This window comes from Bacillus sp. PK3-037 (assembly GCF_054161355.1).
The window spans coordinates 344,501-370,080 of sequence record NZ_CP096408.1; the positions used below are offsets into that span (position 1 = coordinate 344,501).

General features: G+C 46.9%; 28 protein-coding genes. 24 read left to right on the forward strand and 4 right to left on the reverse strand.

Features of this window, described 5'->3' with window-relative positions; all coding sequences use genetic code 11:
- Positions 1-17: 17 nt before the first annotated feature.
- Entirely contained in the window at positions 18-785 is a 768-nt protein-coding gene (locus tag M1D69_RS01800) for a formate/nitrite transporter family protein (protein ID WP_458104761.1), read from the reverse strand.
- Between the two features lie 300 nt (positions 786-1,085).
- Here M1D69_RS01800 and scrA point away from each other — a divergent pair, with 300 nt between their 5' ends.
- The 3 genes from scrA (at position 1,086) to M1D69_RS01815 (ending at position 4,258) form a co-directional block, all read left to right on the forward strand.
- Positions 1,086-2,471, forward strand: coding sequence for a PTS system sucrose transporter subunit IIBC (gene scrA / locus M1D69_RS01805; protein WP_215510027.1), 1,386 nt, complete (start codon positions 1,086-1,088; stop codon positions 2,469-2,471).
- Positions 2,468-3,916: a sucrose-6-phosphate hydrolase gene (gene sacA / locus M1D69_RS01810; RefSeq protein ID WP_458104760.1), complete on the forward strand. Its 1,449-nt coding sequence runs from the start codon at positions 2,468-2,470 to the stop codon at positions 3,914-3,916. Before scrA ends, sacA begins: the two co-directional genes overlap by 4 nt.
- 93 nt (positions 3,917-4,009) lie before the next feature.
- Positions 4,010-4,258 (forward strand): hypothetical protein, encoded by a 249-nt coding sequence (locus M1D69_RS01815; protein ID WP_044159914.1) that lies wholly within the window; start codon positions 4,010-4,012, stop codon positions 4,256-4,258.
- 214 nt (positions 4,259-4,472) lie between these two features.
- Here M1D69_RS01815 and M1D69_RS01820 read toward each other — a convergent pair whose 3' ends face one another.
- Positions 4,473-5,288, reverse strand: a complete 816-nt coding sequence (locus M1D69_RS01820; RefSeq protein ID WP_458104759.1) for a bifunctional hydroxymethylpyrimidine kinase/phosphomethylpyrimidine kinase — start codon at positions 5,286-5,288, stop codon at positions 4,473-4,475.
- Between the two features lie 144 nt (positions 5,289-5,432).
- Here M1D69_RS01820 and M1D69_RS01825 point away from each other — a divergent pair, with 144 nt between their 5' ends.
- From M1D69_RS01825 to M1D69_RS01845, 5 genes are read left to right on the forward strand one after another with little or no spacing between them, the layout of a single operon-like run.
- Positions 5,433-5,771 carry a PadR family transcriptional regulator gene (locus tag M1D69_RS01825; RefSeq protein ID WP_458104758.1) on the forward strand — a complete coding sequence of 113 codons (339 nt, stop codon included), beginning with the start codon at positions 5,433-5,435 and terminating at the stop codon, positions 5,769-5,771.
- Complete coding sequence (locus M1D69_RS01830) at positions 5,764-6,399, forward strand: permease prefix domain 1-containing protein (RefSeq protein WP_458104757.1); 636 nt, start codon at positions 5,764-5,766, stop codon at positions 6,397-6,399. The genes M1D69_RS01825 and M1D69_RS01830 overlap by 8 nt, the downstream gene beginning before the upstream one ends.
- Before the next feature lie 48 nt (positions 6,400-6,447).
- Entirely contained in the window at positions 6,448-7,011 is a 564-nt protein-coding gene (locus tag M1D69_RS01835) for a hypothetical protein (protein ID WP_458104756.1), read from the forward strand.
- A 59-nt stretch (positions 7,012-7,070) separates the two neighbouring features.
- Entirely contained in the window at positions 7,071-7,877 is an 807-nt protein-coding gene (locus M1D69_RS01840) for a glycosyltransferase family 2 protein (RefSeq protein ID WP_458104755.1), read from the forward strand.
- A 13-nt stretch (positions 7,878-7,890) separates the two neighbouring features.
- Entirely contained in the window at positions 7,891-8,568 is a 678-nt protein-coding gene (locus tag M1D69_RS01845) for a uracil-DNA glycosylase (protein ID WP_458104754.1), read from the forward strand.
- Between the two features lie 24 nt (positions 8,569-8,592).
- On the opposite strand, the gene M1D69_RS01850 is transcribed toward M1D69_RS01845, so the two are convergent.
- On the reverse strand, positions 8,593-9,963 hold the full coding sequence (locus M1D69_RS01850) for an aldehyde dehydrogenase (protein ID WP_458104753.1): 1,371 nt from the start codon (positions 9,961-9,963) through the stop codon (positions 8,593-8,595).
- A 166-nt stretch (positions 9,964-10,129) separates the two neighbouring features.
- Here M1D69_RS01850 and M1D69_RS01855 point away from each other — a divergent pair, with 166 nt between their 5' ends.
- From M1D69_RS01855 to M1D69_RS01865, 3 genes are all read left to right on the forward strand, one after another.
- The gene (locus M1D69_RS01855) at positions 10,130-10,447 is read left to right on the forward strand and encodes a YwdI family protein (RefSeq protein WP_458104752.1); all 318 of its coding nucleotides are present in this window, start codon (positions 10,130-10,132) and stop codon (positions 10,445-10,447) included.
- 19 nt (positions 10,448-10,466) lie between these two features.
- A complete protein-coding gene (locus tag M1D69_RS01860) occupies positions 10,467-11,789 on the forward strand; it encodes a purine/pyrimidine permease (RefSeq protein WP_458104751.1) in 1,323 nt (440 codons plus the stop codon).
- Positions 11,790-11,853: 64 nt separating this feature from the next.
- Positions 11,854-12,225, forward strand: a complete 372-nt coding sequence (locus M1D69_RS01865; RefSeq protein WP_458104750.1) for a DUF423 domain-containing protein — start codon at positions 11,854-11,856, stop codon at positions 12,223-12,225.
- 46 nt (positions 12,226-12,271) lie between these two features.
- Here the strand turns inward: M1D69_RS01865 and gerQ are convergent, their stop codons facing one another.
- Entirely contained in the window at positions 12,272-12,817 is a 546-nt protein-coding gene (gerQ, locus tag M1D69_RS01870; protein ID WP_458104749.1) for a spore coat protein GerQ, read from the reverse strand.
- 320 nt (positions 12,818-13,137) lie between these two features.
- Here gerQ and spsA point away from each other — a divergent pair, with 320 nt between their 5' ends.
- The 13 genes from spsA (at position 13,138) to rocG (ending at position 25,546) form a co-directional block, all read left to right on the forward strand.
- Complete coding sequence (gene spsA, locus M1D69_RS01875; RefSeq protein WP_458104748.1) at positions 13,138-13,908, forward strand: spore coat dTDP-glycosyltransferase SpsA; 771 nt, start codon at positions 13,138-13,140, stop codon at positions 13,906-13,908.
- A 4-nt stretch (positions 13,909-13,912) separates the two neighbouring features.
- A complete protein-coding gene (locus M1D69_RS01880) occupies positions 13,913-15,337 on the forward strand; it encodes a CDP-glycerol glycerophosphotransferase family protein (RefSeq protein WP_458104747.1) in 1,425 nt (474 codons plus the stop codon).
- Between the two features lie 20 nt (positions 15,338-15,357).
- Positions 15,358-16,527: a DegT/DnrJ/EryC1/StrS family aminotransferase gene (locus tag M1D69_RS01885; protein ID WP_458104746.1), complete on the forward strand. Its 1,170-nt coding sequence runs from the start codon at positions 15,358-15,360 to the stop codon at positions 16,525-16,527.
- Positions 16,528-17,397 (forward strand): GNAT family N-acetyltransferase, encoded by an 870-nt coding sequence (locus M1D69_RS01890; protein WP_458104745.1) that lies wholly within the window; start codon positions 16,528-16,530, stop codon positions 17,395-17,397. It begins immediately after the preceding gene.
- Positions 17,397-18,518 carry an N-acetylneuraminate synthase family protein gene (locus M1D69_RS01895; RefSeq protein ID WP_458104744.1) on the forward strand — a complete coding sequence of 374 codons (1,122 nt, stop codon included), beginning with the start codon at positions 17,397-17,399 and terminating at the stop codon, positions 18,516-18,518. The genes M1D69_RS01890 and M1D69_RS01895 overlap by 1 nt, the downstream gene beginning before the upstream one ends.
- The gene (locus tag M1D69_RS01900; RefSeq protein ID WP_193659878.1) at positions 18,511-19,251 is read left to right on the forward strand and encodes a cytidylyltransferase domain-containing protein; all 741 of its coding nucleotides are present in this window, start codon (positions 18,511-18,513) and stop codon (positions 19,249-19,251) included. The genes M1D69_RS01895 and M1D69_RS01900 overlap by 8 nt, the downstream gene beginning before the upstream one ends.
- 1 nt (position 19,252) lies before the next feature.
- The gene (locus tag M1D69_RS01905) at positions 19,253-20,272 is read left to right on the forward strand and encodes a PseG/SpsG family protein (RefSeq protein WP_458104743.1); all 1,020 of its coding nucleotides are present in this window, start codon (positions 19,253-19,255) and stop codon (positions 20,270-20,272) included.
- 24 nt (positions 20,273-20,296) lie between these two features.
- Positions 20,297-21,034 (forward strand): sugar phosphate nucleotidyltransferase, encoded by a 738-nt coding sequence (locus tag M1D69_RS01910; RefSeq protein ID WP_458104742.1) that lies wholly within the window; start codon positions 20,297-20,299, stop codon positions 21,032-21,034.
- 2 nt (positions 21,035-21,036) lie between these two features.
- Positions 21,037-21,984 (forward strand): dTDP-glucose 4,6-dehydratase, encoded by a 948-nt coding sequence (gene rfbB / locus M1D69_RS01915; protein WP_458104741.1) that lies wholly within the window; start codon positions 21,037-21,039, stop codon positions 21,982-21,984.
- A 13-nt stretch (positions 21,985-21,997) separates the two neighbouring features.
- Positions 21,998-22,849, forward strand: a complete 852-nt coding sequence (gene rfbD, locus M1D69_RS01920; RefSeq protein WP_199397828.1) for a dTDP-4-dehydrorhamnose reductase — start codon at positions 21,998-22,000, stop codon at positions 22,847-22,849.
- A complete protein-coding gene (locus tag M1D69_RS01925) occupies positions 22,842-23,297 on the forward strand; it encodes a dTDP-4-dehydrorhamnose 3,5-epimerase family protein (RefSeq protein ID WP_010332322.1) in 456 nt (151 codons plus the stop codon). The genes rfbD and M1D69_RS01925 overlap by 8 nt, the downstream gene beginning before the upstream one ends.
- A gap of 327 nt (positions 23,298-23,624) precedes the next feature.
- Positions 23,625-24,089: a biofilm surface layer hydrophobin BslB gene (bslB, locus tag M1D69_RS01930; RefSeq protein ID WP_458104740.1), complete on the forward strand. Its 465-nt coding sequence runs from the start codon at positions 23,625-23,627 to the stop codon at positions 24,087-24,089.
- Between the two features lie 182 nt (positions 24,090-24,271).
- On the forward strand, positions 24,272-25,546 hold the full coding sequence (rocG, locus tag M1D69_RS01935) for a glutamate dehydrogenase (protein ID WP_458104739.1): 1,275 nt from the start codon (positions 24,272-24,274) through the stop codon (positions 25,544-25,546).
- Positions 25,547-25,580: the final 34 nt, after the last annotated feature.

Consider the following 25,580-nt stretch of genomic DNA (forward strand, 5'->3'; position numbering starts at 1 on the left):
GATCTCTGGAAGTTTTTTTATTGATCGGCATTCAGCGTGTGATACATCCAGCCCATCATCACAATTCCTGCGGCCAGATTGCCGAGTGTAACAGGAATTAAGTTTCTCACTGCTCCCGCCAGTGTGACTGTATCAGGATGATCGATCAAAAGTGAGATCGCAAATGTGCACATATTGGCAATGCTGTGCTCAAAACCGGAAATAAAAAAGCAGAAAACGAAAAGCATCATGGCAAACAGCTTTGCCCCTTCTCCTTTGAGGGACATCGGAATGAAAAAAGCGAGACATACAAGCCAATTGCACAGCATTCCTCGGAAAAACAGCTCTGAGGCAGGCGGCTCCATCTTGTGCTCTGCCAGATGAATCAAAAAGGAATGGGATGCCCCCTCGAAAAGCCCGGTGGCGCTGATAAGAATCGCAAACAAAACAGCTCCGATCAAATTGCCGGTATAGCTGAAAACCCACAGGTACAGGGTGTCGCGCCAGCGGATTTTTTTCCGGAGTGCGGTATAAGTGAAATAAAAGGTGTTGCCGGTGAATAAATCCCCGCCACCGTAGGCAATTAATACAATAGCAGCTCCGAATGTCACAGCTGCAGCCGGAAAGGCAAACGGTGAGTCGGCAATAGAGAAATAGCTGCCTGTTTTGCTTGCGGCTGTAATGCCAAAACCGATAAACATGCTGGCCAAAATGGATCTGAGCAAATAACTGATTTTGCTTGAAACGAATATGTTTTGTTTTCTTAAAGCATACTGTTCAACCTTTTGCAGTGCTTGAGTTTCCATTGTCTTTTCCTGCTTTCTTTGAGAGATGAGCATAGTATAGCATGATATTGTGAAATGTTTCACAATTAATATTTACGACTTTTTGTCTAAATGTTTTACATCACTTTTTATCTAAAAAAACAGTTGACGAAAACGCTGTCATCAATTATGATGAAAGCGTATTCTTCATTCGAATAAGCGGGATTGTGACTGGTAAAGCAGGCAAGACCTAAAATTTGCGTAAATGAAAAAGGATCGCTGTGTCCTTTCTTCGTTGGCGAATTTTAGGTCTTTTTTGTTTAAATAAAGGGGGAAAAACAGATGGATTACAAAGAGACTGCAAAACGCCTCATCGAGCTTCTCGGAGGAAAAGAAAACATCATCAGCGCGGCTCATTGTGCGACAAGACTGCGTTTAGTGATCAGGGATGAATCAAAGATTGACCAATCACAAGTGGAAGAGCTTGAAGGCGTCAAAGGCGCTTTCAGCAGTTCAGGCCAATACCAGATTATTTTTGGAACAGGCCTTGTCAATAAAGTGTATGACGCTTTTTCTAAGGAAGCCGATGTAGAGCGTGAAGAACATGTGAATCACCAGGATGCTGCTAAAGAGAAACTGAACCCTGCGGCGAGATTTGCGAAAACGCTTTCGAATATTTTTGTTCCAATCATTCCAGCCATCGTAGCCAGCGGTCTGTTAATGGGGTTATTGGGAATGATCAATGCCTTTCATTGGATGAGTAAGGACTCTGCGCTGCTGCAGCTCCTCGATATGTTTTCAAGCGCGGCATTTATCTTTCTGCCGATTTTGATCGGGGTCAGCGCTTCAAAAGAGTTTGGAAGCAATCCGTATTTAGGAGCGGTCATCGGGGGAATCATGATACACCCCACTCTGTTGAATCCATGGGGTCTGGCGGAAGCGTCACCTGATTATATGCATCTTTTCGGGTTTGATATCGCGCTTCTCGGTTATCAGGGAACCGTCATCCCTGTTCTGCTGGCTGTTTATGTCATGAGCAAGGTAGAGAAATGGACAAGAAAAGTGGTTCCGCATGCGGTCGATTTGCTTGTTACGCCTTTTGTTACTGTCATTGTCACCGGTTTTGTCGCATTTATTGCCATCGGTCCTCTAGGAAGAGCGCTTGGCTCCGGTATTACTGTTGCTTTAACATATGTGTACGATCATGCCGGTTTTGTCGCAGGCCTTCTTTTCGGCGGCACCTATTCACTGATCGTCCTGACAGGTGTTCATCACAGCTTCCATGCGATTGAGGCGGGGCTTATTTCAGATCTTGGCAGGAACTATTTATTGCCGATTTGGTCTATGGCGAATGTCGCCCAAGGCGGGGCAGGCCTTGCCGTCTTCTTTTTAGCGAAAAAGGCAAAAACGAAGGAAATCGCTCTTCCGGCGGCATTTTCTGCTTTTCTTGGTATTACTGAGCCCGTCATTTTCGGGGTGAACCTTCGATACCGGAAGCCGTTTATCGCCGCGATGATCGGGGGCGCGTTGGGCGGCGCGTATGTCGTATTTACACATGTTGCTGCAAACGCTTACGGGTTAACAGGCATTCCGATGATCGCCATTGCAGCACCGTTTGGCTTTGGAAATCTAGTAAACTATATGATTGGAATGGTTATTGCAGCAGTATCAGCATTCATTGCGGCGTTTGTCATGAAAATTAACGAAGATGAGGAGAGAAAAAAATGACGGCATATGATCAGGAGCTGCGTCGCCGGGCTTATGAAGAAGTTGAGAAAAAAGAACATATCGCTGACAGCGATCCGCACCGCCAGCACTTTCACATCATGCCTCCGGTTGGTTTGCTGAATGATCCAAATGGCGTTGTGTATTGGAAAGGAGTCTATCATTTGTTTTTTCAGTGGCAGCCGTTTCAGACGGAGCACGGCGCAAAGTTTTGGGGGCATTATACGACAGGCGATTTTGTGAATTGGAAGCGGGAAGAGATTGCGCTGGCTCCGAGTGATTGGTTTGATAAAAACGGCTGCTACTCGGGCAGCGCTGTTGTCAAAGATGACCGGCTCTATCTGTTTTACACAGGAAATGTCAGGGATCAGGATGGGAATCGGGAAACGTATCAGTGCCTTGCTGTATCGGATGATGGGCTGACCTTTGAGAAAAAAGGGGTTGTCGCCCGCCTTCCTGAAGGCTATACAGCTCATTTTCGCGATCCGAAGGTGTGGGAGCATGAAGGAAAATGGTATATGGTGATCGGTGCACAAACGGAGAACTTGAAAGGCCAAGCTGTTTTGTTTACTTCCGATAACCTGACAGAATGGGCGTTTCTTGGCCCGATAACAGGTGCCGGGCTCAACGGACTGAACGGACTGAACGGTTTCGGGTATATGTGGGAGTGTCCTGACCTGTTTTCTCTTCAAGGCTCCGAAGTGCTGATTGTCTCGCCCCAAGGACTTGAAGCTGACGGCTACCATTATCAAAATGTGTATCAATCTGGATATTTTGTAGGCCGGCTTGATTATGAAAAAACGGGGCTGATGCATGCTGCGTTTACGGAGATTGATCAAGGCTTTGATTTTTACGCGCCGCAAACACTTGAAGACGATCAGGGACGCCGGATACTGTTTGCGTGGATGGCTGTACCTGATCAGGATGAGAAGGATCATCCGACGAAAGATTATCACTGGATTCACTGCATGACGCTGCCGAGACAGCTGACGCTATCAGGGGAGAAGCTGATTCAGCAGCCGCTTCCTGAGCTGAAAGCGATGCGGAAAAATGGGCAGGAAGTTCAAATCAACATGTATGGATCGTCTGGTACGCTGCCAGTTGAAAATCCTGAAAGAGCTGAGATTTTGATTGAAGACATTAATACGGAGTCTGGTTTTGAAATCGATATCCGCGCCACTGCCACATTCTCTTTCCAGAAGGAAGAAGGGCTTATCACGCTAACGCGCACAAGCTTTGACGGTACAAGAACAGAAGCGAGACATTGCCGCATCAGCAATCTGCACACAGTGCACATGTTTATCGACGCGTCATCTGTGGAAGTCTTTATCAATCATGGGGAAGAGGTATTCAGTGCGAGATATTTTCCTTTCCCGGGAAATGATGAAGTGACAGCGAGGTCAAATGGAAAATCTGAAATGAAGGTCGGAATTTGGACACTTATGTAGAAAATCCTCCTATTTTCTTATGTGAAATCTGTGCCATCTGTGCTATTCTTCAACGATAACCTACTATTTTTTTCTGTAAAAGGAGTTGTTTTCTTGAATATACATGAACAGAAGATAACACCGGAATGTTTAGAACAGGCTGCGGATCATGTTGAGGATAAGCGGGAAGAATATAAGGATGTGCTTCTTCAGCTGAAAAAAATGCTACGGGGAACATCGCCGCATAGTGAAGCGGCAGAAACCCTTTCACGGGCATATGAACAAATGAAGGAATATGCGCTTTTTGTTCAGTCGATAGAAACATTTTTGAGGTCATCTGCGAACAATTTAAAAACCAAATAAACAGGCTGCCGATGTGATCGGCAGTTTTTTCTGTTGTAAAAGAGGACTACTTTCAAGTATGGAAGCGGCAGGTGAAACGCACGAAGACTCTTGTGATATAGACATTTTTGAGGCGGACGGTTACGAAGATGTGAAATGGAATGCGACAGAACGTCCCAATATGTAAGTTTGAACATAAAAACAGGCTGCCTCTTTATAAGGCAGCCTGTTACGCTTATGATTGTTTATTCAGGCGCAATGCAGAATGCTTCGTAGGTCCGACATACTGATTCAGCGGGAAGGACTCTTTAATCGCAGCAGTAATAAATGCTTTCGCCGCGTAAATCGCTTCTTTGACTTCCGCGCCTTTCGCGAGTTCTGCTGTTACCGCTGCGGAGAACGTACAGCCGGCGCCATGTGTATAAGGCGTATCAATCATATCACTTTCAAGGACTTCCGCTGTTTCTCCGTCATACAGAACGTCTACAGCTTTTTCGTGCTTCAGCTTGCCTCCGCCTGTAATCACAACATACTGAGCACCGAGGGCGTTGATTTTTTTCGCCGCTTCTTTCATGTCTTCAATCGTTTTTAATTCGCCCATGCCGCTGAGCTGGCTGGCTTCGAACAGATTTGGTGTAATCACGGTAGCGAGCGGTGCCAATTGTTCACGCAGGGCTTGCGCGTGCTCTGGATAAAGGACCTCATTTGCCCCTTTGCAAACCATAACCGGATCAATCACGACGTTTTGCAGTTGTTTTTCCTTGATCGTTTTCGCCGCAAGCTCAATAATGTCAACGGTTGGCAGCATTCCTGTTTTCATGGCGTCCACACCGATGCCGTCTACAATCGTTGCGAGCTGGGCGCGAATCGTGTCAGGATCGATCGGAAAGACTTGATGGTCCCAGCTGTTGTTTGGGTCCATCGCGACAATCACCGTTAAGGCGGTCATCCCGTATACGTTTTTTTCTTGAAATGTTTTTAAATCTGCTTGAATTCCCGCGCCGCCGCTGGAATCTGAGCCGGCAATGGTGAGTGCTTTATGCATAGACATGTGTTGAACCTCCATCAATGTTTTATATCTCATTATAGTTAGATTTTCTGCTTATCACAATATGAAAGGTTTATAGGAATCAATTGACAATATCAAGGTGATTTCGTAAAATGCTACATAAGAAAACTAGGTAGGGGTTTTGTCATGTTAAATCGTGAGCTGATTAAAGGCAGCACCGTGATATTGGTTTTAACGCTCCTGAGTGAGAGGCCGATGTATGGCTATGAGCTTGTAAAAGAGATGGGAAGCCGCAGCGATCATGAACTGCAGATGAAAGAGGGAACATTGTATCCTTCCCTTCATAAACTTGAACGGCAAGGATATATTTCTTCCTATTGGGAGAAGCAGGAGAAAGGGCCGGATCGTAAGTATTATCGGATTACAGAAGACGGCAGAGAGATTCTTGCAGAGCGCACAAAGGAATGGAGCGTGTTTTCAGCTATGATGGACCGAATGCTGAAGCGGGGCGGACAGAATGGATAAAGAGAATTATATATATAAAGTGAAAAACGGGCTTAAAGGGGTTTCTGATTGTGAAGCGATGATCGAAGAGATCGAAAACCATATTGAACACCACTTGTTTCACTCCATTCAAGAGGGGAAGAGTGAGGCGGAAGCCATGGAATGTTTGCTTCGGGAGTTTGGCACACCGGATGAGATTGTATCTTCCTTTCAGAAAGAACAGCCTGTATCCGCCCGTACGTTTTTATTATTCCATCTTTTCTGCAATAGTGCTTTATTTGCAGCAGGTATTACCATTACGGCATTGCATGCATGGTTAGAATCTTCCTTTGTTCATGCAGTGTGGAAAGGCATTTCTGTTTCAGTGTGGCTGATTTTAGCTGCTTATATTCTCTATTGGGTGCTGATTGGGTACCAAGGTGTCAGGGAGTTCGGGCAACGGGGTGAACGGCTTGTTTTACATACGATTCTTATTACCATGGTGCCGAACGTTATTTTTATGTTTGTTTTTCTGTTTGATCTCGTTCCTGCTGCGCTGTTTCAATCCTTGCTGACACCTTGGTTTATAGGGGCGTGTGCTTGTGCTACGCTGTTATTTCCGGCGTGCGGGCGAATAGGCTGTTATTTTGGCAGGCGCCAGCTTGCCTGATTTTTTAGGTGTATACATAGAAATTCTATGTAAGAAGGAGGGATTGTCATGAGACTCGGCTCTTGTTTATATGGTTTTGTTATTCATGTGGCTGTATTTTTGTTTGTGGGTGCCTCCATGCTTTTGGTTATGGCTGTGTCCGTACCGCTTGTTTTTTTGCTCGATAGGCTGCCAGATGTTGTTTTTACTGCTGGTGCAATCATTTTTCTATTATTCTTCTATTCTCTAGGCTGGTTTTTGGCACTCAGGCTTGCTTGCCACCAACGCATGCGTCTGTTTGATGTTCAATTGGGGTCCTTTGTTCTGCTGGCTTTGCTGATTGGTTTGTTTTTGTCAGATGGAACGAGTGTTTCTGAAATTGTGAGGGATTGGGACGATGCAGGCTGTGCTTTTGTTCCGCCGGCATTCACTTTTTTGTGCCTTTCTTACGCATTGGTGCTGCTGCCGGTCTATCAATCGAAGCTGTGGCATCTCGTCCTGCCGAATGACGTCCGCCTGAAAGTTGTCGTTCGTGTATGCGCAGATCTGATGCTGATTATGGTGCTTCTGGTTGGCGTCACTTTGCTGTTTCTGTATTTCCCATTTCACAGTTCGGTAGGATCTTCCCACTGATCTCCGGTCCAATATATGTTTTAATAGTACATGACTATGAAAATGAGAAGGAGAGCATCATGAAGATTTCTATCGTAATTGTAACCTATAATCGGATTCCGGCTTTGTGCGAACTGCTGGAGTCGATTTCGCAGCAGACTATGAAGCCGTATGAAGTCATTATTGTCAATGATGCCGGGGAATCGGTTGAACGGGCCAAAGCACTGTATCCGGAGCTGCCGATTGTTGTGATTGATTTAGAGAAGAACTCAGGCCATGTGGCCGCGAGAAATGCGGGTGTCAAAGAGGTGTCAGGCGACTGTATCATGCTTTGTGATGATGATGATTTCTTCACGCCGGGCCATCTGGAAAGAATGACGAAAGAAATGGAAACGGCAGATTTCGTTCATTCTGATGCCGAAATTGTGTCGTTTGAAGAGAGAGAAGGGACAAGATATCCGATTTCACGGAAATTATTTGCGTATACCGCTGATTATGAGGATATGAGAGTGTTCTCGACCTACGTGCCGTCGGGCAGCATGTACAGACGTTTCCTGCACGATGAGATCGGGTATTTCGATGCTGATGTGCATAATTATTGGGACTGGGATTTTTACTTGCGTGCAGCGAAGGATTACCGGGTCAAGCGTGTGCCTTGTGCCAGTGTGATATATGCATTCAGTGACGCGGGAGACAATCAGTCAGCAGACCTTGGCGCCAAGCGGAAGCAATATTTGGATCGTTTAAGCGAGAAGCACGGACTAGGGGAACTGCCGACGAAAAACTTTGCCGTCCTGCTTGAAGAGCCTGACATGAAGAGACGGGAAGCACACAGTGAGATCGTTTGGGATGGCAAACCTGTCTATTCCAGACTTCATCGTTCGTAAGGAGGTTTGCATCTTGAAACAGCTTTTACAGGACAGCTGGTGGGAACATCTGAAGGAAGAGTTTGAAAAACCGTATTATCTGGAGCTCAGAGAAATGCTGAAGCGGGAATACGCGGAGCAAACGATCTATCCGGACAGCCGCGATATCTTTAATGCGCTTCACTATACGCCGTACGATGATGTCAAGGTGGTCATTCTCGGCCAAGATCCGTATCACGGGCCTGGACAGGCGCAAGGCTTAAGCTTCTCCGTAAAGCCGGGCGTGAAGCAGCCGCCTTCATTAAAAAATATTTTTCTCGAGCTTCAGGATGATCTCGGCTGCAGCATACCGAATCACGGGTCGCTCGTCAGCTGGGCGAAGCAAGGGGTTCTTTTGCTGAATACCGTGCTCACGGTGCGGCGCGGACAGGCGAATTCCCATAAGGGAAAAGGTTGGGAGCGGCTGACTGACCGGATGATTGACGTGCTGAATGAAAGAGAGCGGCCGATCATCTTTATATTGTGGGGACGCCATGCCCAAATGAAAAAAGAACGGATCGATACGTCCAAGCATTTTATTATTGAATCGACGCATCCAAGCCCGTTCTCAGCAAGAAACGGATTTTTTGGCAGCCGGCCATTTTCCCGGGCGAATGCCTTCTTGGAGAAAATGGGTGAGGCTCCGATTGATTGGTGTATAAAGGATTTATAAAAAGCGCAGATGGCCTGCGCTTTTTTATTTGAGTATTTTTCGAATCAAACGCAAGCCATTTTTGGAGGATGGATAACGGAAAGCGAAGTCGAAGCGGTTCGTTTGCTTGACGACGCTTTTTTTATGCGTAAATGTATTAAAACTGTCGAATCCGTGATAGCTGCCGATTCCGCTTTCTCCCACGCCGCCAAATGGCAAATACGGTGTCGCGACATGCATTAACGTATCGTTGACGCAGCCGCCGCCAAACGACAGGTTTTCTAATACCTCTCGTTCAATTGTTTGGTTTGTCGTAAACACATACAGGGCGAGCGGCTTGGGACGCGACTTGATTTTCTCAATGACTTCATCGATGCCGCGATATGTAAACAGCGGAAGAATGGGCCCGAAAATTTCCTCTTGCATCACAGGGGAATCATCTGTGACTTGATCGAGGATGGTCGGCGCTATTTTGTGGTGCCTGTGATCGGCTTGGCCGCCGCTTAGCGCGACACCGTCTTTCAGAAAGCTCAGCAGCCGCTGATAGTGGCGTTCACTGACGATTTTGCCATAAGCCGGATTCAGTTCGGGCTGCGGTCCGTAAAACTCGCCAATGACACGCTTCATTTCTTCCGCAAGCGCTGTTTTGATGTCTTCGTGAACGAGCAAATAATCCGGTGCGATGCAGGTTTGACCCGCATTCGTAAATTTCCCGAAGACGATGCGTTTGGCGGCAAGCTTGATGTCAGCATCTTTATGCACGATGCAGGGGCTTTTGCCTCCGAGCTCTAAGGTGACAGGGATTAATTGTTTGGCCGCCGCTTCCATGACAACTTTTCCTATGGCGACGCTTCCCGTAAAAAATATGTAGTCGAACGGCTGCTGTAATAAAGCTGTGCTGATGTCCGGCCCGCCTTCCGCCAAAGCGACATAATGATCCGGAAAAACGTCGCGGATGAGATCGGAAAGAACAGCCGAAACAGCTGGCGTATATTCTGAGGGTTTGAGAACGACCGTGTTTCCGGCCGCAATGGCTCCGATCAATGGAGAAAGCGCCAGCTGCAAGGGATAGTTCCATGGCGCAATCACCAAGACGGTGCCATACGGCTCGGGGATAATGAGACTTTTGGAACCGATATGGGTCAATGGCGTTTTGACTCTTTTCGGCTTGGCCCATTTTTTCAGCCGTTTCATCACAAAGCTGATTTCCTCCAGAACGATGCCGATTTCCGTTGAGTATGCTTCTTGTTCAGATTTGTGAAGATCCTGATAGAGAGCGGCTGTGATGTCTGCTTCATACGCTTTGATGGTGTGTTTCAATTTCTTTAAGACGTCCAGTCTTGAGTCAATTGATTTTGTATGCCCTGCCGCGAAAAATGCTTGATGTCTGCTGACAATCGAGGGGATGCTGTTCATATTCTCTCTCCTTCCTGCGAATCATGGTGATTCATTATGTGAAAATTAGATTCTGTTTGTCAATTGCGGGGCGCTTGTCAGAAAAAATAGCAAACTCTTGTCTGCGTTTGCGACGGGAATTTGATAAAATGCAGGGAGACTACATTTTATTTTTGGAGGATTTTTTATGAACATTCATATATCCGCTTTGATACAGAAGATGGAAGAGGAATTGAAGAAAGCAAAGACGGCTGAAGGTGATGAGGAGCTGAAGCGTCACGTTGCGGTCGTCCGTTCTTTGTGCGACGTCGTACTGGATCAGCCGGAGACGGGGAGCGCGCCGCGCATTCAGCCGAGTGTCACGGCAAGTCCTTCGGCGCCGCCTTCGACAGACCAGCTGCTGATGGAAAAAATGATGGGCAGCGCGGGATTAAACAAATATCGGAAGCAGGAAAAAGATAAGCAAGAAGAGGAGGGAAACGGAGAGTCTTTATTTGATTTTTAATCAGAAAGGTTGAGCTTACGTGAAATTGGTTCTTGGCGCTCTGCAATGGACAGCGTTTATGATTGCCGCGGCGATTGTTGTTCCGGTGGCGGTTGCCCAGTCGTTTCATCTGGATCATTCAGATTCTGCACGGCTGATTCAAAGCACTTTTTTTGTATTGGGAATTGCCGCAGTTATTCAGTGTTTGAAAGGACACCGGCTGCCTATAAATGAAAGCCCTGCCGGCTTGTGGTGGGGAGTGTACACGATCTACGGCGGCCTGACCGGAACGGTGTTTGCGACATATGGCGAAACATTGCGCGGCTTGCAGGGGGCGCTTCTTGTAAGCGCTGTATGTTTCTTTTTGTTAAGTGTCTTCAAGGTCATTGACCGGCTTGCTGCCTTGTTTACTCCGGTTGTGACAGGGGTCTATTTGCTGCTGCTCGTCATGCAGCTGAGCCAGCCGATAATAAAAGGGCTTCTCGGCATCGGCTATTTAAAAGACAGCGTGGACGGTCTTGTATTTGTCCTCGCACTGGTTGTCGTCGCCGCAGCTTTTATCATGTCAAATTCTCATATTGTTTTTTTAAAGCAATATTCTATTTTATTGGCCCTTTTCGGCGGATGGGTGCTGTTTGCGGCTGCGGGCGTTGCGAAACCGATCGAAATGCCGGATCGGCTGTTTCAGCTGCCGTCTTTGTTTCCATTCGGTGCCCCGTTATTTAACAGCGGCCTAGCCATCACCTCGGTTTTTATTACGATCCTGCTGATCGTTAACATGCTGGCAAGTATGAAGGTTGTGGACATTGCGGTGAAAAAATTCGGCAAACAGACAGATGGAAAGCGTCATGAGCGCCCTGCCGGTTTTGCGGCTGCATTCAGCCATTTGCTGAGCGGTTTGTCTGGAGCCATTGCACCGGTTCCGATTTCGGGAGCCGCGGGTTTTATCGAAACGACAAAGATGCCTTCTAAAAAGCCGTTTGTTCTCGGCAGTATGCTGGTCGTTTTCATCAGCGTGATGCCGTTTTTTATGAATGCGTTTGCGAGCCTGCCGTCACCCGTTGGATTCGCGGTAAACTTTGTTGTGTTCTCGGCAATGGTTGGTTTGGCGTTTGCTGAATTTGATTCCTATGAGAAATCAGAGCTGAAAAGAGTGCGGGCTGTGATCGGCATTTCACTGCTTACAGGTGTCGGCATTATGTTTGTGCCAGAAAGTGCATTAAAGGATATGCATCCGGTGTTTATTTCTCTGTTAAGCAACGGGCTTGTCTTAGGGACACTTGCTGCAATAGCGATGGATCAGTTTCAGCTTTGGCGCAGGAGAAAATCCGACAATCTCGTGTCATCAGAGAACAAACATTGAATTTTCATACAGGTGCGATATGATAATTGATATGAGTTTTTAACGAAAAGGCGGGAGAGAATAGATGAAAATATTTATTATATTAGGCGCTATTAATGCCATGCTTGCCGTGGGCCTCGGGGCATTTGGCGCACACGGATTAGAAGGGAAAATTCCTGATAAATATCTTCAGGTGTGGCACACAGGCGTGCAGTATCATATGTATCACGCGCTGGGGCTTTTTGTTGTCGCGTTTCTTGCGGATAAACTGTCTGGCATTGGCAGCGTCACAACAGCCGGCTGGCTGATGTTTGCGGGGATTTTGCTGTTTTCCGGAAGCTTATACATCCTCAGTGTGACGCAAATTTCCATTCTCGGGGCAATCACGCCGCTTGGCGGTGTGGCGTTCATTATTTCTTGGATCATGATCGTTGTCGCAGCCGTCAAATATCTATAAATAAAAAAGCCAATCCTCATGATGATGAGTGATTGGCTTTTTTTCTTTATCTTGGCGAATAGGATGACATCGAGTATGGGTACGTATATGCAATTTCTTCGTCAAAGGTGACGTAATCAAGATAGATCGTCAGCAGAAGATAGCGGGTTCCTGTCTTTGGATCGCTGATAATAATGTGATCCCGGCCCGCAGCCTCGATGACGCCGCGAAAAATCTTTGATCCCCACTCTTTGCTGTTTTCAAATGTCATATAGATGGTAGCCGTTTTTCCCCTGTTCAGGCGCAGTATATTCTCGATATATGATTCCTCGACAGGCAGCATGCCGGGAATGTTTTGGCCGCCCGATGGCGTCGGCCCCGATGGAATTTGAAACCCGCCGCCCTGGCCCTGCTGCTGAGTGGGGAATCCGAAGCCTTGCTGCCCCTGCTGCATGGGCATTTGCTGCATTTGTCCCATAGTCTGCATTTGTGGGCCTTGCATTTGCGGGCCTTGCCCTTGCGGCTGCGGGTACGGATTTGGACCGAATTGAGGCGAATACCCCTGCATATCAAATCCCTGCATTTGCTGATATTGATTTTTTTTCGGTTTCATATCGTTCCTCCTTTTTATGAAAACCATTCAGAACATGTTCCGGATGTATAAATAAACGATCCGAGATGACTCACCTCCGATGACAAACGATCTTAGTCGCTAGTGCGATTTTTATCTCTTTCACCTTATGTGGCCAAAGCTTGGAATATGCTGAAAAAAAGAACAGTGAGCGTGCCGATTTCTCTGGCCGATCACTGTTTTTTCAATGGACGTACACAATCTTTTCGCATATTGGTCTGAATTCCTAGCGCAACTTGCGCTTAAGCAACATAAGATAACGTTAGTTTCAGGTGTGGAAATTCAAGAAGGAGGTGTAGGATTTGCCGAAAGTTTCAGTGATTATGACGAGTTATAACAAAAGCGATTATGTGGCAAAGTCCATTTCAAGCATACTCTCACAAACTTTTTCTGATTTTGAATTGTTTATTATGGATGACAACTCAAATGAAGAGACGCTGAATGAAATCCGTCCCTTTTTGAATGATAACCGTGTGCATTTCTATCAAAGCGATGTATCTGGAGTGAAGGAAAGAACGGAAAAAACGAGATACGCGGCCCTGATCAATCAAGCGATTGAGATGGCAGAGGGTGAATATATCACCTATGCGACGGATGACAACATCTATATGCCGGATCGGCTGTTAAAGATGGTGCGTGAACTCGATGGTCACCCGGAAAAGGCTGTGATCTACTCAAGCTCGAAAACCTATCATTTAAACCAGAATCGAGACATTATAAAAGAAACTGTCAGGCCCGCCAGTCAAGTAACGTGGAACGCTCCGTGCGCAATTGACCATTGCTCGGTGATGCACAGGTATTCGGTGCTCGAGAAGGTAAAGGAGGCGTTTGGCTCTTATTGGGATGAAAGCCCGGCGTTTTACCGGATCGGTGATGCCCGGTTCTTTTGGAGAGTCAATCATTTTTATCCGTTTTACCCGCTGGCCGAGGAGCTTGATCTGAACTATATTACAGACCAATCCATTCATTTTCAGCTGTTTGAGTCAGAAAAAAACGAGTTCGTTCGGAATCTTCCTCCGCAGCGCAACTGCCGCGAACTGCGTGAATCATTAAAAAAGCTTGGAATGGGGTGAGAGTGTGTCGGCCTATTTAAGCAATTATTGGGTGCTGTACCGGAAGTATGCGGAGCTTTTTGACAGGCTTCGCTACAAGGGGATTCCGCTCGGGCTTATCAGTAATTTTTACCAATACATCAGCCCTGAGCTGAGAGTGATGATGGAAGAAGAACCGGAATTATTCGGGTCTGCGGATCAGCATATCGATGAAGGTCAGATTCAGACGTTTTTTGAAGAGAAAAAACAGAGCATTGCCAAAACAAATGACGCGCCTGTTAAGGGAAAAGTGATCTTGCACTTTGATCACCTTCGTTTTGTAAACGAAAATTACTACCAATTTGATCCTGAGAAAACAGCTGTTTTGGCAAGATGGAGTATGCCAAATTATTGCGATTTGCCTGTGATCAGCAAGCCAGAAGTGGCTGCTTCATGTGAAAAAGGCGACCCGAAGCCATATCTTGAAAAGGCTTTTTCGATTCTTTCGGCTTATGATGACCACCCGGCATTCGGTGATCAAGCATTTCGTGAACGGCTTTTCAAGGATATTCCTTTGTTCATGGAAGCCATTGACACAGTAGATGCTTTATTCACGAAAGAGAACATTTCTGCCGTTGTTGTAGGAACGACAGAAGACATTTACAGCAGGGTGCTCGCTCTTATGTGCGAAAGGAGAGGGGCCGTGAGCATCTGCCTTCAGCATGGAGCGCTGATGGGTGATGAAGCTTTCTTGCCCGTTTTTACAACCTATCAGGCTGTTTTTGGCGCATATGAAGCTGGTTGGTATCAGCAAAAAGGCTGCAAACCGGAACAGATTCTCATAACAGGTCATCCCCGCTTTGACGGAATTTTTAACAGGACACCTATGGACATGTCAGTATTTTATCGAAAGCTGGCCTTTCACCCGTCTAAAAAAATCGTTTTGATCGCGACACAGCCTTTCTCCGAGGAATTTTATTCAAGTGTGTTAGATGAGCTTTCCACGCAAAAACAGCTGCAAATCATCATTAAACCTCACCCATGGGAAATCGGAAAAAACAAGCTGGATCTGTATCATGCGGCGGCAAAAAAACATAAAGCATGCAGAGTCATCAAAAAAGAGATGGATCTGTACGATATTCTGATGTATGCTAACGCCGCTGTAACACAAACCTCAACGGTGGGCCTTGAGGCCATGCTGTTTCAAAAGCCCGCACTGATCGGGAAATCGACCGGAAACCGCACGTATCCGTATTACGAGTCTCTTGGCGATTTTTTATTTGAAAAACCGGAGGAATTAGCGCGCACCCTGATTGAGGTTCTTCAAAATCCCGCCATGTATCAGAAGGCAGAAGCGGCGCGTCTGTCATTTACGGCTTCTAATTACCCGGTTACTGAGTCGACGCTCGCCTTGTTTTCGGAACTGAAAGCAAAAACAGGGGTTGATTACAGGCGGGATCATTCTGAATAAAACGATAGGAGCGCAAAGAAATGGTGCAAAAGAGAAATCATTTTCTTCCTTATTCCTTGCCGTTGATCGGAAAGGAAGAAATTCAGGAGGTCACAGAAACGCTTGAATCCGGATGGCTTTCCAAAGGCCCGAAGGTTCAGCAGTTTGAAAAGGAGTTTGCCGCGTTTGTCGGAGCTAAGCACGCCGTGGCGCTGAATTCATGTACCGCTGCTTTATTTTTGGCTTTAAAAGCAAAAGGGGTCGGACCGGGTGATGAAGTCATCACCTCTCCACTGACGTTCAGCTCAACCGCCAATACGATTATTCATACCGGAGCAACGCCGGTGTTTGCGGATATAGATGAAAAGACGCTTAACATTGATCCGGAAAAGCTTGAGGCGGCGATCACACCGCGGACGAAAGCCGTTGTACCCGTCCACTTTGGCGGGCAGTCCTGTGACATGGACGCGATTTTAGCCATTGCTCAAACACCCGGTCTATTTGTGCTCGAGGATGCGGCGCACGCAGTATACACCACTTATAAGCAGAGAATGATCGGCTCCATCGGGGATGCGACAGCATTCAGCTTCTACGCGACCAAAAACCTGGCGACAGGGGAAGGCGGCATGCTGACAACGGATGATGAGGAGCTTGCCGACAAAATCAGGGTTCTTAGCCTTCACGGCATGAGCAAAGGTGCGTGGAACCGTTATTCTTCAAATGGCAGCTGGTACTATGAGGTCGAGTCGCCCGGCTACAAAATGAACATGTTTGATCTGCAGGCGGCGCTCGGGCTTCATCAGCTGAAACGGCTGGATGACATGCAAAAACGGAGAGAAGAGATCGCGGGTCAGTATCAAGCCGCTTTTCAGCAAATCCCGGGGCTGATCACGCCGTTTGTTCATAACGAAGGACGGCACGCCTGGCATTTATATGTCCTGCAAGTTGATGAAAAACAGGCCGGCGTCACTCGGGATGAAATGATTACGGCTCTAAAGGATGAATACAACATCGGGACCAGTGTTCATTTTATCCCAGTGCATATTCATCCGTATTATCAAAAGGAATTCGGATTTAAGGAAACAGACTACCCGCTCGCCATGAAGTATTACAAACGCACCCTCTCACTCCCGCTGTATCCATCAATGTCTGACGAAGATGTCAACGATGTGATAGAGGCCGTGCGGGACATCGCAAAAGGGGCTGGTTAGGTGTATACGATAAAAGAGAATGTTTCCAAAGAGGCGGTCGTGGAATTTCTCCAAAGCAAACAGATGACACTTGACGGGTCGTATCAATTTTCGATCGGCCTATTTGAAAACAGCCAGCTTCAAGGCGTGATGCTGTATGAAGACGCCCTTTGGGAGAGCAAAATGCTTCAGAAAAAAGTCATGAACGTAAAGCTTCTCGCGGCTAACAGCACAGGACAGCTGAAACGGCTATTTCAGGCCTTTTATTCTGTTCGGCAAACGGATGAAACGGATTTTGTGTTTGTGCGTGTACCGGCAGAGGATATCGGAGCAGTACATGTCATTCAGCAGCAGCCGTCCTCTTATTTTGTCGGCAGTTTGCTTAAACTGGCGAAGACCCCGTCTATATATGAAAAAACGCCCCCATTTTTTGAACTGGTTCAGCCTGAGCCTGGAGACACCGAAGAGATTTGCCAGTTAGCCAGCGACGCATTTATGAAAAGCAGATATTTTCACGATCCTTATCTCAGCCGTGAGGCGGCGAACAAAATTTTTCAAGAGTGGACACGAAACAATCTGATGGGGAGAGCGGATATCAATATTGCCGCTAAATATAATGGGGAAATAATCGGCTACCTGCAAGGTTTATCAAAAGGTGATGAGTATGTGCTTGATTTGATGGCTGTGAAGCCGGGGTATGAAGGCAAGCGTATCGCGTTTTATTTATTGGCGAATCTCATAGAACAACCGGAGACGCTGAAGCATAAAACGGTAACAGCGGGGACGCAGCTTCATAATGTCAGAGCGATCCGCCTATATGAAAGAATGGGCTTCACCGCTGTTCAATCATATTACTATTATCACATTTGGCCGGGCAAGGAGGCGAAATAATGGCGGGTTTTCAGATTGCAAACAAAACTGTCGGCAAAGATGCTCCCGTTTTTATCATTGCCGAGGCAGGAATTAATCATGACGGAAAATTGGATCAGGCCTTTGAACTGATTGATGCCGCGGCGGAAGCGGGTGCAGATGCCGTAAAATTTCAAATGTTCCAGGCTGATAAGATGTATCAGAAGGATCCTGGATTATACAAAACGGCTGCGGGCAATGATGTATCAATTTTTTCTCTCGTTCAGTCCATGGAATTGCCCGCGGAGTGGATTGATCCGCTTTTGGACTACTGTCGTAAGAAACAGGTGATCTTTTTAAGCACGGTGTGTGATGAAGGATCAGCTGATCTGCTGCTTTCCACTTCTCCAAGTGCTTTTAAAATCGCGTCCTATGAAATTAACCATCTCCCGCTGCTCAAGTACGTCGCCCGCATGAACAGGCCGATGATTTTTTCGACAGCCGGAGCGGAAATTGCTGATATTCATGAGGCTTGGCGCACCATCAGAGCAGAGGGCAACTGCGAAATTGCCATTATGCATTGTGTGGCGAAATACCCTGCACCGCCTGAATACAGCAACCTCAGTGTGATTCCGATGCTTGCCGCCGCTTTTCCGGATGCGCCCATCGGTTTTTCAGATCATAGCGAGCACCCGACAGAAGCGCCATGTGCCGCGGTCCGGCTCGGCGCCAGACTGATAGAAAAGCATTTTACTATCGATAAAAACCTGCCGGGGGCTGATCATTCATTTGCATTAAATCCGGATGAATTAAAGGAAATGGTCAAGGCCATCAGGGAAACAGAAGCCCAGCTGAAACAAGGCATTAGGAAGCCAGTTTCTGAAAAGCTGCTGGGCAGTTCATACAAAACAACAACTGCCATTGAGGGTGAAATCAGAAAATTTGCATACAGGGGAATTTTCACAACGGCTCCGATTCAAAAAGGGGATGCCTTCAGCGAAGACAATATTGCCGTGCTCCGCCCCGGACAAAAGCCTCAGGGGCTGCACCCGAGATTTTTTGAGCTATTGACCGGCGGTGTGCGTGCGGTAAGGGACATCCCGGCAGACACAGGCATTACATGGGAAGATATTTTAACGAAGGACAGCCCGTCCCATGGTTGACATACTTTTTATCGTGCAGGCGAGAATGGGATCGGAACGCCTTCCTGGAAAAGTACTGCGTCCGCTTGGCTCGGAGCATTTACTCGATATTCTCGTTCAGCGCGTACGGCAAAGCGCGTTCTATCAAAAGGAGCGCGATAATCTTGTCATCGCTACATCTGACAAAAAAGCCGACGATGTATTAGAGGCACACTGCATCAAGAACGGCATTCGCGTTTTCCGCGGCAGTGAGGAACGGGTTCTCGACAGATTTGCGCGAGTCATAAAGGCAGCGAAACCGGAAGTCGTCATCCGCTTAACGGGGGATAATCCGTTTGTCGATCCAGAGTTGCTCGATATGATGATTTCGGCTCATCTTGATCAAGGTGCGGATTATACGTATATCCTGAACACACCGTTAGGCATTTGCGGTGAAGCGGTGAGCGCCAAGCTTTTGCTCGATATCAGCGGCATCAAAATGCTGGAGGATAAATACCAAGAGCATGTCACCTTGTATGTCCGGAAACATCCCCATCTTTATCGTTTGCAGTTTTTAGAGGCTCCGGAACAGCTCTGCGCTCCTCAATATCGGCTGACCGTCGATACGGAGGAAGACTATCAATTGGTCTCAGCCCTCTATCAAAAAGCAGGCGAGCGCCCTGATGTCTCGGCTGCAGAGTTAATCAGCCTGCTGAACCAGCACCCTGATCTGGCGGCGATGAACGGTATGACAAAGCAAAAAGAGGTTGAGTAGCATGCATATCGGGATATTCGCAGACGGCGGGTTCGAGAAAGGAATGGGGCACGCCGTTCGAATGAAAAGGCTTGCGGAAGAACTCAAACACCGCTGTTCCATTACGTTTTACACAAATGACGAGTCTGAACAATTTCTTCAAGAAAAGTACTGGCAGGTCATCGTAAAACCGGAGCTTCAGCAAAATGAATGTATTCTCCGGGAAATAAACGATAAAAAGCTCGATCTGCTTTTATTCGATATCCTTGGTGCGCCTGTCGATGTATTAACAAAAATAAAAGCAGGCACAGATGCCAAAATCGTTCTGTTCGAAGAAAAGAATGAGAGAGCGATAGGTCAAAGTGATGCGGTCATTAACGGGATTTACGGCGATGTCAGAAGCAAGGTTTACGATCAGGGAAACGCCCGTGTCTATGAAGGCCCGGATTATCTTATTCTCCACCCTGCCTTTCAAGCCGCAAGAGCTGATTACGCACTTAAGGAAGACTGCCGCAATATCCTTGTTGCATTAGGAGGAAGCGATCCAAAGCAGCTCGTTTTTAAAGTGATAGCAGCGGCCGATCAGCTCCCGGACAGGAAACACAAGAAAATGATTTTTATCATGGGCAGCGCTTCACCGCATCAAGAGGCGGTCCGTAAATTGATTCAAAACAAACCCCAATACGCACTAATCGAGCAGACAAATGACATGGCTGTGTTTATGAAGCAAGCAGATGCAGCCATTGTCGCCGGCGGCATCTCGCTTTATGAAGCGATCTGTATCGGCGTGCCGTGCCTCGTGCTTTCTCAGGTTGCCCATCAAACCGCAACCGCTGCAAAATTTGCGGAACATGGCGCCGTTCTTGATCTCGGCCTGGGAGAGAATGTATCCGTCGAAAAGCTTGCTTATCATATGTCACAAATATTCAGCAGCTATCCTCTCCGTCTTTCTCTGCACGAGGGAGGAAGGCTGCTCGTAGATGGAAAAGGAATGAAACGGGTATCAGCCATTCTTTATGATTTGCTTGATGATAAGATATAAAAATGCACGTAAGGAAGTGTTAATGTGAAAGGTGTCATTTTAGCCGGAGGAAACGGCTCACGCCTTATGCCCTTAACCAAAGCCGTCAACAAGCATTTGCTCCCTGTAGGCCCTTATCCGATGATTTACTGGTCGATAATGAAGCTTGAGGAAGCCGGAATTAAAGAGATTTTACTCATCAGCCAAAAAGAGCACATGCCGCAGTTTTATAAGCTGCTGGGAAGCGGGGAGGAGCTTGGCGTCTCCGTCACTTATCAAGTGCAGCCCGCCGCATCGGGAATTTCAGATGGGTTATCATATGCAAAACGCTTTACCGGAAAGGAGCCTTTCATTTTATTATTAGGTGATAATATATTCGAAGATTCATTAAAGTCTTATACGGAGCGATTTCAACAGCAGGGAAAAGGGGCGAAAGTGCTTCTGAAAGAAGTGGAAGATCCAGAACGTTTTGGGATTGCTGAGATTGATGAGAAAAACAAACACATTCGATCCATTATTGAAAAACCTGCACATCCGCCGACCAACCTTTGTGTAACCGGCATTTATATGTATGATGCAGAGGTGTTTTCGTATATTGAACAAATATCACCATCCAAGCGCGGCGAGCTGGAAATCACTGATGTAAATAATTTATACATTGAAAACAGCAAGCTTACGTATGATGTGTTATCGGGCTGGTGGGTCGATGCAGGAACACACGAATCGCTTTATCTCGCCTCCCGGCTGGTACATCAGGCTTTACAGAAAGGACAGGACGAATAGCTATGGCAAAATCATATATCATTACAGGCGGGGCCGGATTCATAGGGCTCACATTTACAAAGCTCATGCTGAAGGAAACGGATGCGCGCATTACCGTTCTAGATAAATTAACGTATGCCAGCCACCCGCAGGAAATCGAAAAACTAAAGGGAAACAGCCGGTTTCGGTTTGTAAAAGGGGATATCAGCATTCAGGAGGATATCGACCGGGCGTTTGACGAGACCTATGACGCCGTGATTCATTTCGCCGCGGAATCGCATGTAGACAGAAGCATCTCCCAAGCGGAGCCGTTTATCACAACGAATGTCATGGGCACATACCGTCTGGCTGAGGCAGTCTTACAAGGAAAAGCCAAAAAGCTGATTCATATTTCAACAGACGAGGTGTACGGGGATTTAGAAGCGAATGATCCCGCATTTACGGAAACAACGCCGCTTTCTCCTAACAACCCTTATTCCGCGAGCAAAGCGAGCTCTGACCTTCTTGTTCTATCGTATGTGAAAACACACAAACTGCCGGCTATTATTACACGCTGCAGCAACAATTACGGACCATATCAGCATAGTGAAAAAATGATCCCAACGATTATCCGCCACGCAAAACAAGGCTTGCCGGTTCCGCTCTACGGCGACGGGCTTCAGATCAGAGACTGGCTTTTTGCAGAGGATCATTGCCGCGCCATCAAGCTGATTTTAGAAAAAGGAACCGACGGTGAGGTGTATAACATCGGCGGCGGAAATGAACGCACGAATAAAGAGCTGGCGGGTATCATCATGAAACATTTGGGCTGTGAGGAATTGTTTGCTCACGTCGAAGACCGAAAAGGGCATGACAGGCGCTACGCGATCAATGCGTCAAAGCTGAAAAATGAGCTTGGCTGGCGGCAGGAAGTGCCGTTTGAAGAAGGCATTGCGCGCACGATTCGCTGGTATACAGACAATGACCGATGAGAAGGTGATCCGATTGACAAAGGTATTGGTAACCGGTGCGGGCGGACAGCTTGGCTTGGAGCTGTGCCGCCAGCTGAAGCAAGCCGGATATGAGGTCATTGCGTTAACAAAGCAGATGATGAACATCGCCGATCAGCGTTCAGTACGGCATTCGTTCGGGCATTATCAGCCGGATATCGTGGTCAATACCGCCGCGTTTACCTCCGTCGACAAATGCGAGACGGAGCTGGATAAAGCATACTTGATCAACGGAGTTGGCGCTTATTACACAGCGCTGGAGTCATCCCGTATCGGAGCGCAATATGTTCATATCAGCACGGATTATGTATTTGACGGGAAGGGGACCCAGCCATACAGGGAAGACGGCCACCTTGACCCGAACACCATCTACGGCAAAAGTAAAAAACTCGGAGAAGAGCTGATCCAGTTAGCAAGAACCGACAGCACGATCATCAGAACATCGTGGGTGTATGGAAAAAGCGGCAGCAATTTTGTTCATACGATGCTGAAGCTCGCAGAAACAAAACAAGAGCTGCGGGTTGTGAACGATCAAATCGGCTCGCCGACCTATACCAAGGATTTGGCGGAAGCGGTCATCAAGCTGTTCAGCCATCCGCCGGGCATCTACCATGTCAGCAATTCAGGCATATGCAGCTGGTATGAGTTCGCAAAGGCCATTATGGAAGAAAGCGGGCTGAACACAACGATTACGCCCGTGACGACAGAGGAATACGGGAATCTGACACCCCGGCCGGCTTACTCTGTGCTGAGCCACAGGGCCATTGAAGAAGCCGGCATACGCCCGCGCCACTGGCGGGAAGCTTTACGGGAATTTTTGCAGGAAAGGAGCAGTGCGCGTGATTGAAGGAGTCAAGGTTAAGAAACTGACAAAGCATTGTGATGACAGAGGTTTTTTTGCCGAACTGGTTCGCGATGATGAGAACCTTCTTGAGCATTTTGGGCAGGCGTCTTGGTCCAAAAGCTATCCGGGTGTGATTAAAGCGTTTCATTATCACGAGAAGCAGGACGATCTCTGGTTCTTCCCGACCGGCCACGCTCAGGTTGTCCTTTACGACCTGCGGGAGGATTCAGAAACAAAGGGAGAAACCGATGTCTATTATATGGGAGAAGACAACCCGATGCTGTTATTGATTCCAAAAGGCGTCGCTCACGGATACAGAGTGCTGGGCGAAACGCCGCTGACAATTATCTATTTTACGACAACCTCGTATAACCCTGATCAGCCCGATGAAAAAAGAATCCCATGGAATGATGAGACAATCGGTTTTAACTGGAATACCGAATTTAAATAAATTATAGAGCAGTTATTCATCGAAGATCATGAGGCATCTTCGACTTTTTTTGTCCTGTTTTGATATCAGGACAAAAGACAGGAATAACAGGCGAATATTTTACTAGATACGGATCAGAAACAGTCTATTAGCATCTTGTGTATATAGGTTGAATTTATTACATCATGCCAAGTGTTAATATTCGCAAAAAAACATTTACTTCCATGGAAAATGGTGATAGATTAACTTTTAAGAAAAAGAAATGGTAATTCGCGAGTTACGGTAAAACGCTTTTTCTGCAGAGGACGCTCTGGCCAAATTCCAACCGTGATTTGAGGAGGAAATGTCATGTTAAAAAGAACTTCATTCGTATCTTCATTTTTCATCAGTTCAGCTGTCCTGCTATCAATCTTGCTTCCTTCAGGCCAAGCGCATGCACAGTCTGCATCAATTGAGGCAAAAACCGTAAACAGTACAAAAGAATGGACGACTTCAGATATTGAAGTGACTTATAAACCAAACGCAGTGCTTTCTCTGGGAGCAGTCGAGTTTCAATTTCCTGACGGATTCCACGCGACAACAAGAGATTCTGTGAATGGAAGAACACTGAAAGAAACACAGATTTTAAACGATGGAAAAACGGTCAGGCTCCCGCTTACTCTTGATTTGTTAGGGGCGTCTGAATTCGATCTTGTCATGGTGCGCAAAACGCTTCCGCGTGCAGGCACATACACGATTAAAGGCAATGTGGTAAACGGTCTGGGAATCGGCAGTTTTTATGCTGAAACACAGCTGGTTATCGACCCTCGTTAATATCAATAGAAATGATCAGGGGCTGGTGTGATATCAGCCTCTTTTTTTGTATGGTTAAAAAACTGGTACGAATCTTGCATGTAGATAAGGGTGAACCCAATTAAGAAAGGAATTGATCGATTACAGTTTTTTAAAAGCGCTTACATTTTTCTGGAGATAAAAATATGATGAGGTGAAAAAACATGTCAGAAAAACAAATCACAAAGGATGAAGAAAAAGAAGCTCTCAATTTATTTCTGTCTACGCAAGCGATCATAAAGGAAGCCCTGCGGAAATTGGGCTATCCGAGCGGAATGTATGAATTAATGAAAGAACCGATGAGAATGCTCACTGTACGAATTCCGGTGAAAATGGATAATGGCAGTGTGAAAGTGTTTACAGGCTATCGTTCACAGCACAATGACGCGGTCGGCCCGACAAAAGGGGGCGTGCGTTTTCATCCCGAGGTGAATGAAGAGGAAGTGAAGGCGTTATCGATTTGGATGACGCTCAAATGCGGGCTCACGAATTTGCCGTACGGCGGCGGAAAGGGCGGCATTATTTGTGATCCGCGGACGATGTCGTTTGGAGAATTGGAACGGCTGAGCCGGGGGTATGTCCGCGCCATCAGCCAGTTAGTCGGCCCGACAAAGGATATTCCCGCTCCCGATGTATACACCAATTCGCAAATTATGGCGTGGATGATGGACGAATACAGCCGGCTTCGGGAATTCGATTCTCCGGGTTTTATCACAGGAAAACCGCTCGTTTTAGGCGGCTCACAGGGCCGGGAAACAGCAACCGCTCAAGGCGTAACCATTTGTATAGAAGAAGCGGTTAAGAAAAAAGGAATCAAGCTGCAAAACGCGCGCATCATCATACAGGGCTTTGGAAACGCCGGCAGTTTTCTGGCTAAATTTATGCATGATGCCGGCGCCAAGGTTATCGGGATTTCGGATGCCCACGGCGGGCTGTACAACCCGGATGGCCTCGATATTCCTTATTTGCTCGATAAGCGGGACAGTTTCGGAATGGTCACCAATTTATTTACAGATGTCATCACAAATGAAGAGCTGCTCGAACAAGAATGCGATATTTTAGTGCCAGCGGCTATTTCAAATCAAATCACAGCCAAAAACGCCAATAACATTAAGGCCTCAATTGTGGTCGAAGCGGCTAACGGGCCGACGACGATCGACGCGACAAAGATTTTGAATGAAAAAGGCGTGCTCCTGGTGCCGGATATACTGGCGAGTGCAGGCGGCGTAACGGTTTCTTACTTTGAATGGGTTCAAAACAACCAAGGATATTATTGGGCAGAAGAAGAGGTTGCTGAAAAGCTGCGAAACGTGATGGTCAATTCATTTGAAACGATTTATCAGACCGCGGCCGCACACAAAGTCGATATGCGCTTGGCGGCTTACATGACGGGCATCAGAAAATCTGCAGAGGCGTCTCAATTCCGCGGATGGGTTTAGGGGGGATAATCCCCCTTTCTCCCGCAAAATCATT

Bases quoted from the DNA above. Each gene is read 5' to 3' on its own strand.
- M1D69_RS01800 (WP_458104761.1), bottom strand. From the start codon at position 785: ATGGAAACTCAAGCACTGCAAAAGGTTGAACAGTATGCTTTAAGAAAA.
- scrA (WP_215510027.1), top strand. From the start codon at position 1,086: ATGGATTACAAAGAGACTGCAAAACGCCTCATCGAGCTTCTCGGAGGA.
- sacA (WP_458104760.1), top strand. From the start codon at position 2,468: ATGACGGCATATGATCAGGAGCTGCGTCGCCGGGCTTATGAAGAAGTT.
- M1D69_RS01820 (WP_458104759.1), bottom strand. From the start codon at position 5,288: ATGTCTATGCATAAAGCACTCACCATTGCCGGCTCAGATTCCAGCGGC.
- M1D69_RS01825 (WP_458104758.1), top strand. From the start codon at position 5,433: ATGTTAAATCGTGAGCTGATTAAAGGCAGCACCGTGATATTGGTTTTA.
- M1D69_RS01830 (WP_458104757.1), top strand. From the start codon at position 5,764: ATGGATAAAGAGAATTATATATATAAAGTGAAAAACGGGCTTAAAGGG.
- M1D69_RS01835 (WP_458104756.1), top strand. From the start codon at position 6,448: ATGAGACTCGGCTCTTGTTTATATGGTTTTGTTATTCATGTGGCTGTA.
- M1D69_RS01840 (WP_458104755.1), top strand. From the start codon at position 7,071: ATGAAGATTTCTATCGTAATTGTAACCTATAATCGGATTCCGGCTTTG.
- M1D69_RS01850 (WP_458104753.1), bottom strand. From the start codon at position 9,963: ATGAACAGCATCCCCTCGATTGTCAGCAGACATCAAGCATTTTTCGCG.
- M1D69_RS01855 (WP_458104752.1), top strand. From the start codon at position 10,130: ATGAACATTCATATATCCGCTTTGATACAGAAGATGGAAGAGGAATTG.
- M1D69_RS01865 (WP_458104750.1), top strand. From the start codon at position 11,854: ATGAAAATATTTATTATATTAGGCGCTATTAATGCCATGCTTGCCGTG.
- gerQ (WP_458104749.1), bottom strand. From the start codon at position 12,817: ATGAAACCGAAAAAAAATCAATATCAGCAAATGCAGGGATTTGATATG.
- M1D69_RS01885 (WP_458104746.1), top strand. From the start codon at position 15,358: ATGGTGCAAAAGAGAAATCATTTTCTTCCTTATTCCTTGCCGTTGATC.
- M1D69_RS01895 (WP_458104744.1), top strand. From the start codon at position 17,397: ATGGCGGGTTTTCAGATTGCAAACAAAACTGTCGGCAAAGATGCTCCC.
- M1D69_RS01900 (WP_193659878.1), top strand. From the start codon at position 18,511: ATGGTTGACATACTTTTTATCGTGCAGGCGAGAATGGGATCGGAACGC.
- M1D69_RS01905 (WP_458104743.1), top strand. From the start codon at position 19,253: ATGCATATCGGGATATTCGCAGACGGCGGGTTCGAGAAAGGAATGGGG.
- rfbB (WP_458104741.1), top strand. From the start codon at position 21,037: ATGGCAAAATCATATATCATTACAGGCGGGGCCGGATTCATAGGGCTC.
- bslB (WP_458104740.1), top strand. From the start codon at position 23,625: ATGTTAAAAAGAACTTCATTCGTATCTTCATTTTTCATCAGTTCAGCT.
- rocG (WP_458104739.1), top strand. From the start codon at position 24,272: ATGTCAGAAAAACAAATCACAAAGGATGAAGAAAAAGAAGCTCTCAAT.